The following is a 17,456-nucleotide window of genomic DNA, read 5'->3' as shown; positions in this document are numbered from 1 at the left end:
TTGGAAACAACATTATTCTTATTTGGTGGCATCATCGTCTTATGTATGCTCTTAAATCGCTATATCGATAAACTACCTACGCCCTCTCTATTAATTTTTATTCTCCTCGGTATGTTATTTGGAGAAAATGGTTTATTCAAAATTCAATTTGATAATTATCAAATTGCCAATGACATTTGTACATTCGCCTTAATTTTCATTATGTTCTACGGTGGTTTTGGTACAAATATTCGAGAAGCGAAACCGGTTATCGTTCACTCTGTTCTATTATCCACTATCGGCGTTGCTCTGACAGCAGGTATTACAGGTGCACTTATTCACTTTATATTAGGTCTCTCTTGGATTGAAGCCCTCTTATTCGGCTCTGTTATCGCCTCTACTGATGCAGCATCAGTATTTACATTGCTCCGTACACGCAATTTGAATCTTAAATACAATACGGCCAGTCTCCTAGAAGTCGAATCTGGTTCCAACGACCCGATGTCTTACATGTTGACAGTTGTCTTTGTATCTGCCCTATTAGGTTCTGACGTATCAGTGCCTCTTATGTTATTTAAGCAGATTTCCATTGGTATTCTCTTTGGTGTTGCCATCGCTTATGGAGCAGCCGCCATTTTACGACGCGTTAATTTCTCCATGGCTCAAGGCGGCACAATTTTCTTAGTAGGTGTATCGATTCTAGCCTATGCATTACCTACTATTTTTGAAGGTAATGGTTATCTTAGCGCCTACTTATCTGGTATCTTATTAGGAAAAATGTATTTTCCTGGAAAGCGAGACCTCACTCGCTTCTACGATGTTATTACAAACCTTGCGCAAGTAATGGTATTCTTCTTATTAGGTCTTTTAGTAACACCGGCAGATCTACCTAATACATTCATCCCTGCCTTGATTATTATGTTGATTCTAACATTCATCGCTCGACCTTTATCAGTGTACGGCGTACTCAGACCATTCAGCTGTAATCTACCACAAATTGCTCTCGTTTCTTGGGCTGGTTTGCGTGGCGTAGCATCCATCGTATTCTCCATTTACGTAGTACTCGCTGGTATTCCATTAACCTATAACATCTTCGATATCGTCTTCTGTATCGTTATTTTATCGATGGCATTACAAGGTACATTACTACCAAAAATGTCGAGCCTATTAAATATGATTGACGATAATGTAGACGTGCGAAAAACATTTAACTTCTACCAGGAAGAAATCAATATTAACTTCAATCGCGTAGAAGTACCAGAAACGCATCCATGGGCGCACCAACGCATTCGCGATTTGGGCATGCCCCCAGAAACACTAATTGTCCTTATTATTCGAAATAAAAACAATTTTATCGCCCCTAGCGGCAATACAGAAGTCCTTCCTGGCGATAGACTCGTTATTGCTTCTAAAAAATTCGAAAACCGAGCAAACTTATCCCTTCGGGAAGTACCAATTACATCTGATCACAATTTGAAAGATAAACAATTGAAAGATGCCTCTCAGTATCTAAATGAAGGGGAACTCATCGTCCTTGTTCAACGAGGCAATGAAAACATCATCCCTGCTGGAAATACGTTGATTCTCGAAGGTGATACAATTGTTGTAGCACAATTTGAATAATACTATATAGAAAAAGCCGCACCCTATATTCCTAGAACTCACACATTACTGAAGTTCGTTTACGGAATATAGGGCGCGGCTTTTATAATACTTTCTAAATATAACACCATCATAACAGTAATAGGTATTGTAAAATCATTCACATACACTTATAACTATATTACTTCTGCTCCATTGATTTAGGTAGTGTAATCACTAGTAAAGCAGCTAATAACATACAAGCGCCCATTACATAGTAACCAATATGAAATGCACCGGTATGTTGATTTACAAAACCTAGCATATACGGACCAACCCAACCACCGACATTACCAGCTGAATTAATAAGACCTATTGCACCGGCCGCTGCCGCTCCAGATAAGAAGGTTGTAGGCAAAGTCCACCATACCCCCATACCTGCATATACACCGATAGCCGACAATGAAATAAATAATAAACTAATTTCAGGCGTCGGACTATGAGGTGTAAGAATTAAACCAATAGCGCCAATAAATAGTGGCACAGCTACATGCCAACGTCTTTCATTGCGTTTTGTAGAGGACGAACCACAATAAACTTGAACAATCAATGCTGCTGCCATAGGAATTACAATAGCCCATCCTACCGCACTAGGAGACCATCCCGATAAATTTTTCAATACTTGTGGCATCCAAAAATTAAATCCCCAGAATCCTAAAATCCACAAAAAATAAATTAGCGATAACAATAATACCTTAGGCTCTTTCAAAGCTTGCCAAGTAGTATATTTCTTTACTAAATCTTTCTCTGCTTTTTCTTTTTCTAAAGCCTCAGCAATGTATACCTTCTCTTCCGGTGTTACCCAATCAGCATCTTGAGGCTTTTCTTTCATCCAAAAAGCAAATACAAAGGCAAATACAATAGCAGGGATAGCTTCAATAATAAATAGCGTTTGCCATCCATGTAAACCGAATAAATCTAATTCTAATAAGAACCCTGCTAGCGGTGCACCAATAATACTAGAAAGTAATAAAGACGTCAACATTAAGGATGTAGCTTGTGCTCGTTCACGAGGCAAAAACCAATTAGGAATTAATAAAGAATACATAACCGGATATAAAGAAGCCTCACAAAGACCTAATAAAAAGCGGTATACATAAAATTCAAGCTCTGTTGTCATCGTTGCCATTAATACACAAACAACACCCCAACTAAACATAATACGAGCAACCCATTTCATAGCATTAAATCTAGCTGCTATAAGTGCTGCGGGAACCTCAAACAATACATACCCAACAAAGAATATACCGGCACCCATACCAAAAACTTCAGGAGTCAACCAGGTTAAATCTTCTTTCATTGTTAAACCAGCGTAAGCTATATTTACCCGATCTAAAAAAGCAATAATAGATACAATAAATAATGGAAATACTACATGCCACATACGGCGCCGGTGAAAATCTTGCATATCAACAGACTCTCCAGCTGTAGTCTGTACAACTGACTGACTCATAGAATTCTCCTCTTTTCAACCAATGAATATATATATTATAAAAACTCTTTTTTCATAATAAATAAACAAACGCCCTCTGTCAATAGACAAAGGGCGTTTGTACCGTTATTTATTATGAAATGTTAGGTCTTAAAATCCCTATGTTCATAAGATATTGAATCATATGTGCTTCTGCTTCATCTTTCTTTTCCTCTTCAAGGAAGAAATGACCTGTGCCATGTAATACCTTCAGCGTTGCATGAGGATATGCTTTTGCTATCCAAACTACCTCCACAGTAATTTCGTCATTTCTTGATATATTACATCTTTCTCAATCATATTAATTCTCCTGTTCTTTAGCCTTTATTGGCGAATATAGTTTCATTAATCCAACTACACATTTTCTTCCGTCATAGTAGCAGGCTAAGCATTTATACCTATTATACACTATAAGAGAAACGTTAAAAGACCCTTCTTATGTTCCGTAAACGAACTTCATTTATGTGTGAGTTCTAGGAACATAGGAAGGGTCTTTGATTTAATTATAATCTAATGGGGTAGTGCCACGTAAAGTGGCCATTGTAAGGAACTCTGCCGAACCCTCCCATTAGAACAAATTATAGAGGCTTACGTACCACGTCGATGATGGAACCATCACGGTATTCTACGATAGCAATGATATCTTCATCTTTATCGGATACAGGGATTTCTTCTGGTTTACCAACGAAATCAAAAGCCATTTGTTGCAATTCTTCAATTGTGTAAATTGGCAAATTGCTGTCTTTGAAGCGTTCGATCAAATCAGTACGAACTGGATTGATAGCAATACCGTATTCAGTAACAAGTACGTCTACAGAAGTACCAGGAGTAATCACTGTAGCTACTTTGTCACGAATCATCGGCAAGCGACCACGTACTAATGGACAAGTAATAACTGTACATTTAGCACCCGCTGCTGTATCGGAATGACCACCAGAAGCACCCATCAATACACCATTGGAGTCAGTCATAACGTTTACGTTGAAATCAAGGTCGATTTCAGTCGCGCCTAAGAATACTACGTCTAAGTAGTTTGTTGTACAATCAGCCCAAGGATTTGCATACATGGATGCAGACATTTCGATATGAGCAGGGTTTTTGCCTAAAGATGCAGCTGCTGTTGTATCGAAAGTTTGCGTATCGTAAATAGCACGGATTAAGCCTTCTTCAAGCATACCAGTTAAGATACCAGTAGCACCACCGATAGCAAAGCCCGCTACTTCACCGCGTTTACGTAATTTTTCACCGATGAATTTCGCAACTGTCAATGGCGCACCACCTGCACCTAATTGGAATACGAAACCATCTTTAATAATACCTGCTTGATCAAGGAATTCACCAGCTAATTCAGCGATTTTAATTTGTACAGGGTTTTTAGTGAAACCTACTGCACCAGACGCAATACCTTCTGGATCGCCAATGCTTTCTACTTCTACTACGTAATCAACGTCAGTTTGAGGAATAGCATATTGGTGAACATAATCGATTAAGTTATCTGTAATGATAACAGTTGTGTCTGCATAATGGGAGTCAACTTTAGCATACCCTAATGCCCCACATGCAGATTTACCCATACGGCCTGTGGCATTACCACGAGGATCCGCAGTAGGAGCAGCCATGAAAGCTACGTCAATGTGTACTTCCCCAGATTCAATAGCGCGAGCACGACCACCATGAGAACGAATCACTACAGGGCGTTTTAAAATGCCAGGGTTTTGTGTTAAGAATTTACCAAGACGATCGCGTAAGCCAGATGTTTCAATAGCTGTTACTGTGCCGTCTTGAATCATTTCCACTAAGAAATCATGACATGGGGACAAGGAAGAAGACGCAACAGTAATATCTTTAATACCTTTTGCTTGTACTCGTTCCATAACCATTTTCATAACATAGTCGCCATTGCGCAAATGATGGTGGAAAGACAAAGTCATGCCATCTTTAACGCCAGCTTTTTCAATAGCTTCATCGATAGATGCAACTACTTTATTAGTGCCAACACGGCTCATATGTACAGGTTTGCCTGCACGTTTTACTTTTGGTTCGATAACGAATTCGCCTTGATATACTTCGCGACCTTCAAGGGCTGGAATATGCATTGGGATTTCGCGACCTACTTTATTTAACATCGTATTCTGCTCCTTCCTCTAATTCTACTTTAATGCCTGCTGCACGAGCTTTATCAACAACTCGTTGTGCACGAACTACGATAGGACCGTCGATCATTTTGCCGTCTACAGCAATAACACCTTTATTGTTTCTCAATGCTTCTGCATAGCTGTTAAGCACTTTTACAGAATGAGCAATTTCTTTTTCATCCGGAGTGAATACTTCATGAATGATTTTGATTTGGCTTGGGTGAATGCAAGATTTACCATCATAGCCTAATGCTTTGATAAATTCTACTTCTTCACGGAAACCTTCTGGATCTTTTACATCAGAGAATACTGTATCGATAACACGGATACCCGCTTCGCGAGCAGCATGAAGAATGGTTTGACGAGCAAACAACAACTCTACTGCTGGTTTGCTTTTACCAGTGCGAAGATCTGCACGATAGTCTTCTGCACCTAGAGCGATAGCTACTACGCGAGGTCCGTGACAAATTTCACGAACATTATATAAGCCACGAACGGACTCAATAGCAACAATGATATTAATTGTACCTTCTGGCCACCCATTAGCTTTTTCTACTTCTTCGATTTTTTTAGCTACAATTTCAACTTCAGATACATCTTCTGTTTTAGGAAGACGAATCAAGTCTGGTTTCGCAGGAACGATTACATCAAGGTCATCATAACCATATGGAGTTTGTGTTGGATGGTTGATACGAACCACTGTTTCACCGCGGAACGTACGGGATTTCAAAGCTTCTGCTGTCAAAAGACGAGCTGTATCTTTTTCAGTTACTGCTACGGAATCTTCAATGTCGAACATGATGCTATCAGCACCGTGAATATCAGCACTGTTAATCATTTTAGGTGTATTACCTGGTACGAACATCATGGAGCGAGATAAACGTTTTTTAGCCGCTTCTGTAAGCGGATTAGTTTTTACTTCTGGAAAAGTTTTATCGTTAGCCATTATGCTTTGCTCCCCCTTTCTAATGCACCTAAGATGCGAGCTTTAATAGTATAATCCCAAGCATTTTTATCTTGAACAATTACTTTTACGCCATCAAATCCAGCGTCTTGTACTGTTTTTAAAATAAGCGCTTTAATTTGTTCGCCATATTGACGCATAACTTTGGATGTTAATTCAATTTCGATACCACTAGCAATCGGTTCCACCGTTACTAATGCATCATTTTTTTCGTCGAAGCCAGCTTGTGCTGCTTTTACTAATTGTGCCATGTTGCATCCTTTCTGTAATGAATATAATTATCATATTCTTTTACTTGTAGCAAAAGGCTAGACATTTTGCCATGTCTAGCCCCTTACTAGAACTTATACATCCTCATATAGAGGTTATATACACTTGTTATATAAGATTAATAATTGATTAACCTAGGATACCCAATAAGTCCCACCATGCATAACCGACAGTCATTGTAATAATAAAACATACGATTGCTACGATAGCACCTACAATCCACCAACGATTAACTTCATTGTAGCCAGCACCGAAGATAATTGGAGCTGCTGCACCGCCGTAGTGAGTTAAGGAACCACCATAGGAGTTTGTCGCTGCCAACATAAGAGCTAAGGCTACAGGGTTTGCGCCTGCGGCATAACCTACAGTTAGGAATACTGGTAACATAGCTACTACATACGCACTACCAGAAGCGAATAAGTAACGAACAGCAATACTTAAGACACCGATGATGATCAACGCCACAAGTGCATTGTCCCCGAAGTTGATATTAGCTTGCATGAAGCCAGATAACCAGTCAAAGAATTTTACTTTAGATAATGCACTGGACAAGCCGATAATACCACCAAACCAGATGTATGTATTCCATGCACCTTTAGTTTGTAACATATCATCCCAAGTGATAACCCCACAAACTAAGCTCAAGCCCATGGCTACTAAAGCTACACCAGTTGTACTGATATCTACTTCAATACCAAAACCTTGTTCCAATACGGAAGGCATTGCCCAACCTAATAATGCTAAGAAGAAAATACCAACCAATGTTTTTTCGCTAGTTTTCATTGGTCCTAATTCTTCAAGACCTTCACGAGCGATTTTTTTGTTATCCAAAGTAGTTAATGTTGGACGTTCTACAGCGTAAATTACTGCAGGTACTACTAATAACATAACGAGACCTGGTACGATCATCGCCATGGCCCAGAAGCCCCAGTTCAAATCTACACCAAGAATTTTTTGCATAAAGTCAGCTGCCAATAAGTTTGGAGCCATCGCAGTAGCAAACATTAAGCTTGTTACTTTTGTTACCATGTATGTGTTAACCATTAAATAAGAACCAGCTTTGCGAGCAGTTTCTCCAGGCTCGGAGCCCAATGCTTTAGCAACAGCATTCATGATAGGGAATACAATACCACCAGAACGCGCAGTGTTGGAAGGCGTTACAGGGGAGATTACGAAGTCAAGAAGAGCCGTTACATAGCCTAAACGAAGAACTGTAGAGCCGAACGCACTAATCATATGGTATGCAATACGACGACCAAGGCCAGTTTTTACGAATGCTACACTCAAAGAGAAGGCAGCAAATACAAGCCAAAGAGTTGTAGATGCATAACCAGTTAAAACATTTTTCGCATTATCTAAGAAAATAGCAGATGCTGCGATAGAAACTAATAATACTACTGGAGCTGGCCAAGGTTTTAATACTAAACCAACGATAGCGGATAAATAGAAACCTAATAATCTCCAAGCTTCAACAGATAAGCCTTCTGGAGGAGTGGTAAACCACATAATAATTGGTATTAGCACAAGTACGGCTAATTTCAAAATTCTGTCCATGTCATTTCCTTTCTCGTACAAACACAGGCAAACATAAATAAAATCAAATAATATAATTTCTCAAAATCTATCGTACAAGATAAGTACCTAGATTTCGAAAGTAAATCTACTGTCATTATACTGACAATACAATACCTAGAAAAATATAAGTTCTTTATAGGGGTTATAAAAAAATTTATACCTACTTATCATACCATTTATGCATTTTAGGTATATTTTAACCCTCCAATATGCAAAAAGTGCATGGGTTTTCTCAATTAGAATACTCCATGCACTTTATCTACATTTCTATTAAATTATGTCTATCTCTATACCGATACACTATGACTGAAATAAAAGGCGATTCATAACATTTACTTATGACTGCACCCCATATTCTCTAAAGATGCTATGGTCTACTACGGACTGTTGCTTATAAGTAGTCCGTACATAATCAATAAATGTTTTAACCGCTACTAAATTACTCGCTTCTTTTGTATAGATCATATGAGTATCTCGAGTGATGAGATTACCAGCCATATCTCGTAAAGGACTGACATAGATATCTCGATCTTTACAAGTACCTAGGCCCATATAAGGCAATATAGACCATCCAAGACCAGCCCGTACAAAGTGACGACACGTACTCATCGAATTAACCTCCATCCCTACTGTAGGAGGCCCTTCGAAATGTTCATCGCACCAGTTTTCAATAATATTTGTAACAGATACATCGGTTTGATATCGAATAAATGGTACTTTTGCTAATTCTTTAGGTGCCACTAAATCTTTATAGACCAAACAATACGGTTCCTCTAATAGCAATTCGGACTGCCCAGGCATTTCATAACCACCACGAGCAAAGGCAACCATGCACTCACCAGATTTAAACATTTTCACAATCTGTTGACTATAGGCAGTCTTCACTTGAATATGCACATCGGGATATTGTTCTCTAAATGATTTTAGCAACAATGGTAATTCATAGTCTGCAAAATTAATAGACGATGCAATTTTTAAAGTCCCTTGTATTTTACCTGTAGAAGAAAGCAATTGATATTCCAATGTTTCTTTATCATGAATCATGCGTTTGCAATATTCATAATAAATTTCACCTTGAGGCGTTAAGGTAATCCCTTCTGCTGTACGCAATACCAGAGAATGCCCTACAGTTTCCTCCATGTTACGCAAGCGATAGCTAAGCGCTGGCTGAGAGATAAACAATTTTTCTGCAGCTTTTGTAATATTACCTTCATCTACAACAGTTACAAAGGTGCGCCATTCTCTATCATCCATAGGTTACTCCTGTTATTTTTTATTGCCAAAAATACGCAATAAAGATAAGAAAAGGTTGATAAAGTCTAGATATAAGCTAAGAGCTCCAGCGATTTCAACACGATCAAGGATTGTTTCATCTTCTGTTAAAGCTAAACGAGTAACAGTATTTTTAATCATATTCATATCTACAGCAGTGAAGATAGAGAATACAATAACCCCCGCATAACCCATGAAAAGACTGAAAGAGCTATAGCTAATAGCACTAATCCAACCAATATTGAAATAGTTACCAGCCATAAAAACTAAGCTTACAATGATCATACCTAATACGGCAGCCCCTAAATAAGGCGCTAAACCAGATAAATTCCGCTTTGTTGTTAACCCCACAATGGAGAAAGCAACAAAGAAAGCCAATGCCCCTACTAGAGCGGGCACTGTAGCTTCCATAATGCCATAAGCGGCAGATACAATCGATAAAGTTACACCATTTAAAGCACTATATAAGAAAAACATGCCTCGTAAGGTCATGACATTAGCAGAATAGGTACGCATACTAAACAAGAATACAACACCAATTTCTACAAGAAGCAAAATATTAAAATTCTCTAAGGCAAATCGAGCCCAAGATGGATTCATCAGCGTTGCAATCCCCATTCCCATGGTCGTCAACAAACCAACTACCATCCATAAAATAGAACCTTTTAAACGTTGAGATACAATATTTTCTACTAAAGCTACATCCGATGGGGATGGACTTTGTGTCATATATGGATTCATATTTCCTCCTATACTATTCGTGTATTACCTTTTAATTATACCAAATTTTTTCGATAAACACCAGATAACGGGGCCCCTCTGGGACCCCGTTATTATCTTATAAACCGACTATTATATTCAACAATCCATAGTTTTGTTCATCTATCAATGAACAACAGTCAGTATGACTTCGCACAAAACCAGCACTAGATAGACAATCAAGAATATTCTAACATTATCTAACATTATCTAACATTATCTGGCATTAGCAATGCCAGCAAAGACTTTGCCACGTTCACCATCGATAGTTACTTCTTGACCTTCCAAGAGAATATCGTGAGCATCTTTAGCCCCTAAAATAACAGGAATACCATAAGTAATACCAGCAATAGCACTATCAGAAGTATAGCCATCTTCTACAGAAATAATGCCACCTGCTCGCTTAGCAATAGTCATTAATTCAGGCTCCATAGTACCAACTACAAGGATATCACCAGCTTCAAAGGATTCGTAATTATCTTTATGATTAGCGGCAATAAAGATACGACCAGTTGCAGATTTCCGCAAAATACCATTGCCAGATAACAATACTTGACCGGCAATATGAACGCGAATCATATTTGTCGTCCCTGTTGCACCAGATGGAACGCCAGCGGTAACAACGACTAAATCACCAGACTCTATAGCATTAGCCCCTAATGCAGTAGTAATGGCTTTTTTTACCATTTCATCAGAATTGATGATACCTTCCCCTTTGATCGCCTCTACACCCCAGCACAATTGCATACGGCGCACAGTTTCTTCGTGCGGAGTAATAGCAATAATTTTACAATCTGGTCTGTGACGAGCTACGCTAATTGCTGTATGACCAGATTCAGTACAAGTCAAAATAGCTGCCGCTCCTAAGTCACGCGCAATGCGTACACCTGCTAAACATACCGCATCAGTAGTCGTCAAATCAGTACCGCCTTGCATACGGCTTTGATAATCATAAATGACGGATTGCTCAGTTACTTCTGCAATACGGGTCATCGTTTCTACCGCTTCCACAGGATAAGAGCCATTTGCCGTTTCACCAGATAACATAATAGCATCAGTACCGTCTAAAATAGCATTGGCCACATCACTAGCTTCCGCTCTCGTAGGACGGGGGTTTTGAATCATAGATTCTAACATTTGCGTAGCCGTAATAACAGGCTTTCCAAGGCGATTGCATTTTTCGATCATCATCTTTTGCAATACAGGCACTTCTTCTGCAGGAATTTCAACACCTAAATCGCCACGAGCCACCATAAGTCCATCCGCAACTTCTAAAATTTCATCGATATTTTTTACGCCTTCTGCATTTTCAATTTTCGCAATAATTTTAATATCTTTTTGTTCCGATTCAATAATGCGACGAATGGCAACAATATCTTTACCGCGTTGCATGAAAGAAGCTGCTATGAAGTCCACACCTTGACGGCAGCCAAAGCGCAAATCTTCTTCGTCTTTCTCTGATACAGGCGGTAAGCTGAGGGCTACACCAGGAACAGCAACGCGTTTCCGGTTCCCAATTTCACCGCTATTTTCTACAGTGGTAGTAATCGAATTCCCTTCAATAGCCGTAATCATCAATGTAACAAGGCCATCAGCGAGTAAAATCTTATCCCCTACCGACACATCTTGAGTTAGGCCTTTATGATTAACAGAACTAATTTCTTTTGTTCCTTCCACCTCGTCAGTAGTCAATGTGAAAGTTTGCCCTGCCTCTAAGAATACTTTACCTTCTTTAAATAATCCGAGGCGTACTTCTGGGCCTTTTGTATCGAGAAGAAGAGCAATTGGCTTTTGTACGATCATCGCCGCATCACGGACCATCTGCATCCGTTCAGCTTGCTCTTCATGAGAACCGTGAGAGAAATTAAAGCGCGCCACATTCATGCCGCCGCGCATCATATTTTCCAATACACCTGGTTTATCTGTACCAGGTCCAACAGTACAAACGATTTTTGTTCGTTTCATGGGTCCTCCTATATTGATTGACGTTCTATAGTAACTCTATATGTATTATACCAAATTAATGGTTCTATCGTATCTCTACTGCACCTTCTCCTAAAATCGCTTCTATCTGACGAATTGTTTCTTTATCAGGAGTAAAACACAAATTCTCTGGTAAATTAATGCGCTTTCTCGATTTGTGCAACAATAGCGTTGTCGGCACAGTCCCTGTAAGGGATGATAAGAGTTGCTTTAAAGCCTCACTATTCTCTGGTGTGTCATAAGCATTGCGGATGTGAATATCAACTTGTCGAGCCGTATTGTAATTAACTTTCAGCGGACTGATTCGATCAGCAATAATTTGGACACCTTTTTCGTCTGCATCAATACGTCCTTGTACTTTTACGACCATATCGACAGCCAAGAACGGTTGACTTTGACTATATACTTTAGGGAATGCTACGACTTGACCGGAACCGGAGAAGTCTTCAATGCGCAAAATGCTCATCACTTCATTTCGTTTCGTCATGCGGTCTGATTTTTCTGCAATCAATCCTCCAAAGGTTATGCTTTGTCCGTCAAAACGTTCCGCTTCTTCCATCAATTGGCCTAATTCAAAGAACCCCTCCATTTCACGCATATAACTTTGCAATGGATGGCCTGTAATATAAAAGCCTGTATATTCCTTTTCGTCCCGCAATTTATCGTCTTCTGACAAATCAGGCAAATCAGGAATCAACAATACATCTCCATCTTCTTCAGCATCACCGAAGAGACTCATCGTGCCTAAAGCTTCATTCTTTTGCTGTTTGGCACCAATACTTTGAGCGCTTTCATACATGTTTAAGAGCTGGTTGCGGTTTTCTTTGAAACCATCCATCGCACCGCAGCGGATTAAACTCTCTAAGAGACGTTTATTGACAACTTTGCTATCTACGCGGCGACAGAAATCCATTATCCCTGTGTACAAACCATGTTCTACTCGTTCTTGGATAAGTTTGGCAATAGCATTTTCACCAACATGCTTGATACCACCTAAACCAAAGCGAATCGCATCGCCTTGTACTGTAAAGCTTCGTTCAGAATAGTTTACATCTGGCCCTAATACCTGTACATTATGCTTTTTACAAGAATTGATATAGTACGTTAACTTATCCATATTCTGCATAAAGCTCGTCATCGTAGCAGCCATAAATTCTGGGAAATAATGGGCTTTTAAATACGCTGTTTGATACGCAATATAAGCATAAGCCGCACTATGTGACTTGTTAAAACCATACCCTGCAAAGTATACAAGTAAATCGAATACTTCATTAGCAATGCTTTCACTAATATTATTAGCAATAGCACCAGCTACGAATGATTCCCGTTGCGCTTTAAGAACAGATTCTTTCTTTTTCCCCATAGCACGGCGCATCAAATCCGCTTGACCGAGGGAGAACCCCCCCATAGCAGAGGCGATTTGCATAACTTGTTCTTGGTAAAGAATAACCCCGAAGGTATCTTTCAAGATAGGTTCTAAAATAGGATGCAAATACGTTACTTTCCGTTTGCCATGACGGCGAGCAATAAAGTCTTCTACCATGCCAGACCCTAGCGGTCCTGGTCGATATAAAGCCACTAGAGGAATGAGGTCTTCGAAGTGCTCAGGTTTTAAATCCATTACAAGCTTCGTAATCCCATCTGATTCTAATTGAAATACACCGGATGTATCACCTTTCGTGAGAATATCACAGGCTGCTTTATCATCAAGAGGAATAGCATCAAGGTCTAAATCAATACCACGATTGGCTTTGATCAACTTCAAAGCATCGTTCATTACCGTCAATGTACGGAGCCCTAAAAAGTCCATTTTTAAGAGTCCTAACTCTTCAATATTATCTTTATCGTATTGCGTTACAAAGCCTTCTTCATTGGAGTTTTGTACCGGTACATGGTCATCTAAAGCATCAGCAGAAATTACAACACCCGCTGCATGCGTCGAGGAATTACGAGCAATACCTTCTAGCTTTTGGCCAAAATCAAATAGTTCTCGCACATTGGGATCTGCATCGTAAAGAGCTTTTAAATCTTTCCCTTTTAAAGCCTTTTCCAACGTAATACCCAATTCGTTAGGAATCATTTTAGCAATGCGATTCACTTCCGCTAATGGCAAATCGAGAACCCGTCCTACGTCGCGAATAACGGCGCGAGCTGCTTCTGTACCAAAGGTAATAATCTGAGAAACTCGCTCTTGCCCATATTTACGAGTAACGTATTCGATAGTTTCCCCTCTTCGCTCATAACAGAAGTCAATATCAATATCAGGCATACTAATACGTTCTGGATTGAGGAATCGTTCAAAAAGTAAGTCATACTTTAATGGGTCAAGACCGGTAATACCTAACAAATAAGCTACTACGGATCCTGCCGCTGACCCCCTTCCAGGGCCTACTAAAATATCGTGCTCCCGAGCATAACGAACGTAGTCCCAAACGATGAGGAAGTAATCTTCAAATCCCATTTTGCCGATAACATCTAATTCGTAATCGAGCCGTTCCTTCAATACATCGCTATACTCTCCATAAAGGCGAGGAATCTCACTTTCACAGACCTTACGCAAATAAGACTGTGACGTTTCCCCTACGGGTACATCAAAACGAGGCAAATGATGCTCATCAAAGCGGAATTCTACATTACAACGGTCCGCAATAACAAGGGTATTTTCAATAGCTCCTGGAATATGTCCAAATAGTTCGGCCATTTCATCGCCGCTTTTCATATAGAATTGATCATTAGGGAACTTTAATCGATCTGTTTCAGCACGACGTCGCCCCGTTTGGATACATACGCGAATATCTTGCGCATCTGCATCTTCTTGCATAACATAATGGAAGTCATTAGACGCCACTACACCGAGATCGTATTCCTTAGCCAATTCACACAATACTTGCTCAGCTCGCAATTCTTCAGGCAAACCATGATTTTGAATTTCTAAAAAGAAATTATCTTTCCCATAAGTTTCTATATACCACTCAATAGCACGGCGAGCGCCATCTAAATTATCTTGTAAAATCAGTTGCGGAATCTCCCCTTGAACGCAAGCGCTGAGAGCAATAATACCAGTATTATATTGGCGCAATAAATCTCTGTCTACGCGGGGCCGAAAATACATGCCTTCTGTAGATGATTTAGAAACAATCTTAACGAGATTACGATACCCTTCCATCGTTTCTGCTAAGAGAATCAAATGTTTCAGTTTTTCCCTGCTTCGCCCTTCCGGTTTGTCAAATCGAGTATGATCCGTCAAATAGACTTCACATCCAATGATTGGTTTAATTCCTTGGGCCACACATTCTTTATAAAAATAAATAGCTGCATACATATTGCCATGATCAGTCAGCGCTAAGGCTGGTTGATTCAATTCTTTGGCACGGCGCACCATATCAGACAACCGGCTAATGCCATCGAGCAAACTAAATTCAGAATGGCTATGTAAATGAACAAAAGGCTGCATGGTACACCTCCTTACGGTCTATGAGCAAAATATAGATTCAATGATTTTTTACGCTCTTTCCAATCTGGTAAAAATTGAGCCACTAAATGATGAAAGTTCTTGGAATGGTCCCAATATTTAAAATGAGCAAATTCATGGATCATCACATATTCAATATATGCTTGTGGCCCTTCTAATAAACGCATATTCATTTTAATCAACTCTTTCGTTGGCGTACAAGAACCCCAACGACTTTTCATACGTTGCTGCTTCACTGTTGGCATTGGCACATCAATACCAGCTTGTTGAAATCGTTTATACACAACTTGTGCCCAATGATGGAATACTTTTTCTCCTAATTGACGCCAAAAGATATCCATCAATTTATACTTATCTTCATACGTATAACCAGGTTTTACAAACATCGATAAAAGCCGAGCTCCATCAAATTTAATATGTGCTTTCTCATTCGTTTCTACTACTTCTAATTGAACTGGCATGCCTAATATCGACATAGTCTCGCCTGTAGTATATGTTAACGCTTCTATTTTCTTTGATGTTAAAGCTTCCAATTTAAAGAGAGCGCGCTTAATAAAAGGTACATTATCAATAACAAAAGCATCGATGCGATGGTCTGGTACATAAGCATTGGCCGATACATGAACAGTGCCATCTTTAGCGATGCGCATATTTACATTTTTAACCTTTTTGATAGTTAATATATATTCTATTATTTCCCCATTATAGGTAATCCTTCTAGTTTCTCTTCTATCATTCATATATATTATTTTACCACATCTGTATATAGGGCAAAGAGAAAATAAAAAAGCCATTATAGGAGAAGTTATAATACTCTACGAGTCCTCTCTATAATGACTTTTACTATTGTTTTATGGCCTATGTAAATAATCTATATTTGATTATCGACTACCTAATGGAAACTCAGGATCTGGTTCGTTTGTAATACGGTTACGAAGATCTCGACGAGCAATTTCCATAATCCATAACCACCAAAGGTGACCAAATAATTCAGAGAATTGTTCATCAAATGGAATTTCGCTTACTGGTGGTACTAAACCCATCCAAGGCATTACCATGTTGTGTGCAATGATGAATACGAAGAAGCCGAATACGCAACCTTGCCACATTTTAATGCGCGGCCAGTATTCTGCAATTACGCAGTACATCAAACCAAACACAATAGAGAATAATACGTGAACGATAAATACATCCATTGGCAATGCGTAGCCAGAGAAATGTACCGTCCAATCGCTAACACCAAACATGTCTAAGAAAATTTTAGGTGGTGTTACACGGCTCATAGCATCAACAGGCCAGAATACATCTGGATTACGTGGTGGGAATGGCACCTCCCACCCCCATTTAGCAATGGCACCAATAATACCTACAATAATACCAAGAATTACAGATAAGCCCACACGACGACGGGATGGTTCTGTAATATAAGTAAAACCTGCTTTCATAACTATCTCCTTTCATGAAATTCTAGCGGTTTGTATCTTGCCGTTTTGCACCGCGGCTCCCGGCAAGGTTAGATCCCAACATACCTCCTCGATTAATATGAGGATTAATTCCTTTAGACGACTCGTCCTTTACAAGTTTTGATTTTTCAAATTGTTGAAATAATCTGTCTAATTCTTTAATAATCACTTTCTTTTGAGATTCTTTTAAGGCATACACAGCGCCTTTAAAACCGATATATTTCCCTTTCACGAGAGGATGTAAATCATAGACTTTAATTGTATCATCTGTATCTACATTAACTAACTCATCTAAAGTAATACCATAATAACGAGCCAATGAAGCTAAGGTCTGCAAATCTGGTTCTCGATAGCCTGTTTCATAATTTGATAAAGCTGCATTACTAATACCTACAGCTTTCGCTACTTCAATTTGCGTCTTTCCCATGCGCACCCGTGCGCGTTTTAAGTTTTTATAAAACTGCATACCCTT

At 39.2% G+C, this 17,456-nt stretch carries 14 protein-coding genes; 1 reads left to right on the top strand and 13 read right to left on the bottom strand.

What is annotated here, in order from left to right; translation table 11 throughout:
- A complete protein-coding gene (locus tag NFR29_RS02480) occupies nt 1-1,602 on the top strand; it encodes a potassium/proton antiporter (RefSeq protein WP_251422735.1) in 1,602 nt (533 codons plus the stop codon).
- Between the two features lie 160 nt (nt 1,603-1,762).
- On the opposite strand, the gene NFR29_RS02475 is transcribed toward NFR29_RS02480, so the two are convergent.
- The 13 genes from NFR29_RS02475 to NFR29_RS02415 form a co-directional block, all read right to left on the bottom strand.
- Nucleotides 1,763-3,073, bottom strand: a complete 1,311-nt coding sequence (locus NFR29_RS02475; protein ID WP_251422732.1) for an MFS transporter — start codon at nt 3,071-3,073, stop codon at nt 1,763-1,765.
- Between the two features lie 112 nt (nt 3,074-3,185).
- A complete protein-coding gene (locus NFR29_RS02470; RefSeq protein WP_251422729.1) occupies nt 3,186-3,347 on the bottom strand; it encodes a hypothetical protein in 162 nt (53 codons plus the stop codon).
- A gap of 322 nt (nt 3,348-3,669) precedes the next feature.
- Entirely contained in the window at nt 3,670-5,217 is a 1,548-nt protein-coding gene (gene citF / locus NFR29_RS02465; protein ID WP_251422726.1) for a citrate lyase subunit alpha, read from the bottom strand.
- On the bottom strand, nt 5,207-6,172 hold the full coding sequence (locus tag NFR29_RS02460; protein WP_251422723.1) for an HpcH/HpaI aldolase/citrate lyase family protein: 966 nt from the start codon (nt 6,170-6,172) through the stop codon (nt 5,207-5,209). The genes citF and NFR29_RS02460 overlap by 11 nt, the downstream gene beginning before the upstream one ends.
- Nucleotides 6,172-6,441 carry a citrate lyase acyl carrier protein gene (citD, locus tag NFR29_RS02455; RefSeq protein ID WP_251422721.1) on the bottom strand — a complete coding sequence of 90 codons (270 nt, stop codon included), beginning with the start codon at nt 6,439-6,441 and terminating at the stop codon, nt 6,172-6,174. The genes NFR29_RS02460 and citD overlap by 1 nt, the downstream gene beginning before the upstream one ends.
- A gap of 148 nt (nt 6,442-6,589) precedes the next feature.
- Complete coding sequence (locus tag NFR29_RS02450; protein WP_251422718.1) at nt 6,590-8,014, bottom strand: anion permease; 1,425 nt, start codon at nt 8,012-8,014, stop codon at nt 6,590-6,592.
- 357 nt (nt 8,015-8,371) lie between these two features.
- Nucleotides 8,372-9,289, bottom strand: coding sequence for a LysR family transcriptional regulator (locus tag NFR29_RS02445; RefSeq protein WP_251422715.1), 918 nt, complete (start codon nt 9,287-9,289; stop codon nt 8,372-8,374).
- Nucleotides 9,290-9,301: 12 nt separating this feature from the next.
- Nucleotides 9,302-10,048, bottom strand: coding sequence for a Bax inhibitor-1/YccA family protein (locus NFR29_RS02440; RefSeq protein WP_251422713.1), 747 nt, complete (start codon nt 10,046-10,048; stop codon nt 9,302-9,304).
- A gap of 234 nt (nt 10,049-10,282) precedes the next feature.
- The gene (pyk, locus tag NFR29_RS02435; RefSeq protein WP_251422710.1) at nt 10,283-12,031 is read right to left on the bottom strand and encodes a pyruvate kinase; all 1,749 of its coding nucleotides are present in this window, start codon (nt 12,029-12,031) and stop codon (nt 10,283-10,285) included.
- Nucleotides 12,032-12,095: 64 nt separating this feature from the next.
- Nucleotides 12,096-15,503, bottom strand: a complete 3,408-nt coding sequence (locus NFR29_RS02430) for a DNA polymerase III subunit alpha (protein WP_251422707.1) — start codon at nt 15,501-15,503, stop codon at nt 12,096-12,098.
- 11 nt (nt 15,504-15,514) lie between these two features.
- Nucleotides 15,515-16,261, bottom strand: coding sequence for a M48 family metallopeptidase (locus NFR29_RS02425; protein ID WP_251422703.1), 747 nt, complete (start codon nt 16,259-16,261; stop codon nt 15,515-15,517).
- Nucleotides 16,262-16,402: 141 nt separating this feature from the next.
- A complete protein-coding gene (locus tag NFR29_RS02420) occupies nt 16,403-16,966 on the bottom strand; it encodes a YagU family protein (protein ID WP_251422700.1) in 564 nt (187 codons plus the stop codon).
- Between the two features lie 22 nt (nt 16,967-16,988).
- Nucleotides 16,989-17,450 carry a helix-turn-helix domain-containing protein gene (locus tag NFR29_RS02415; protein WP_251422697.1) on the bottom strand — a complete coding sequence of 154 codons (462 nt, stop codon included), beginning with the start codon at nt 17,448-17,450 and terminating at the stop codon, nt 16,989-16,991.
- Nucleotides 17,451-17,456 lie beyond the last annotated feature (6 nt).

This window comes from Veillonella agrestimuris (assembly GCF_943193065.1).
GTDB classification, from domain to species: Bacteria; Bacillota; Negativicutes; order Veillonellales; family Veillonellaceae; genus Veillonella; species Veillonella agrestimuris.
Note: the sequence above shows the minus strand (reverse complement) of the source record. Positions and strands in the feature narration are given on the sequence as shown.

Excerpts from the sequence above, each read along its gene's own strand:
- NFR29_RS02450 (WP_251422718.1), bottom strand. The coding sequence starts at position 8,014 with ATGGACAGAATTTTGAAATTAGCCGTACTTGTGCTAATACCAATTATT.
- NFR29_RS02420 (WP_251422700.1), bottom strand. The coding sequence starts at position 16,966 with ATGAAAGCAGGTTTTACTTATATTACAGAACCATCCCGTCGTCGTGTG.
- NFR29_RS02440 (WP_251422713.1), bottom strand. The coding sequence starts at position 10,048 with ATGAATCCATATATGACACAAAGTCCATCCCCATCGGATGTAGCTTTA.
- pyk (WP_251422710.1), bottom strand. The coding sequence starts at position 12,031 with ATGAAACGAACAAAAATCGTTTGTACTGTTGGACCTGGTACAGATAAA.
- NFR29_RS02425 (WP_251422703.1), bottom strand. The coding sequence starts at position 16,261 with ATGAATGATAGAAGAGAAACTAGAAGGATTACCTATAATGGGGAAATA.
- citF (WP_251422726.1), bottom strand. The coding sequence starts at position 5,217 with ATGTTAAATAAAGTAGGTCGCGAAATCCCAATGCATATTCCAGCCCTT.
- NFR29_RS02445 (WP_251422715.1), bottom strand. The coding sequence starts at position 9,289 with ATGGATGATAGAGAATGGCGCACCTTTGTAACTGTTGTAGATGAAGGT.
- NFR29_RS02460 (WP_251422723.1), bottom strand. The coding sequence starts at position 6,172 with ATGGCTAACGATAAAACTTTTCCAGAAGTAAAAACTAATCCGCTTACA.
- citD (WP_251422721.1), bottom strand. The coding sequence starts at position 6,441 with ATGGCACAATTAGTAAAAGCAGCACAAGCTGGCTTCGACGAAAAAAAT.
- NFR29_RS02475 (WP_251422732.1), bottom strand. The coding sequence starts at position 3,073 with ATGAGTCAGTCAGTTGTACAGACTACAGCTGGAGAGTCTGTTGATATG.
- NFR29_RS02430 (WP_251422707.1), bottom strand. The coding sequence starts at position 15,503 with ATGCAGCCTTTTGTTCATTTACATAGCCATTCTGAATTTAGTTTGCTC.
- NFR29_RS02415 (WP_251422697.1), bottom strand. The coding sequence starts at position 17,450 with ATGCAGTTTTATAAAAACTTAAAACGCGCACGGGTGCGCATGGGAAAG.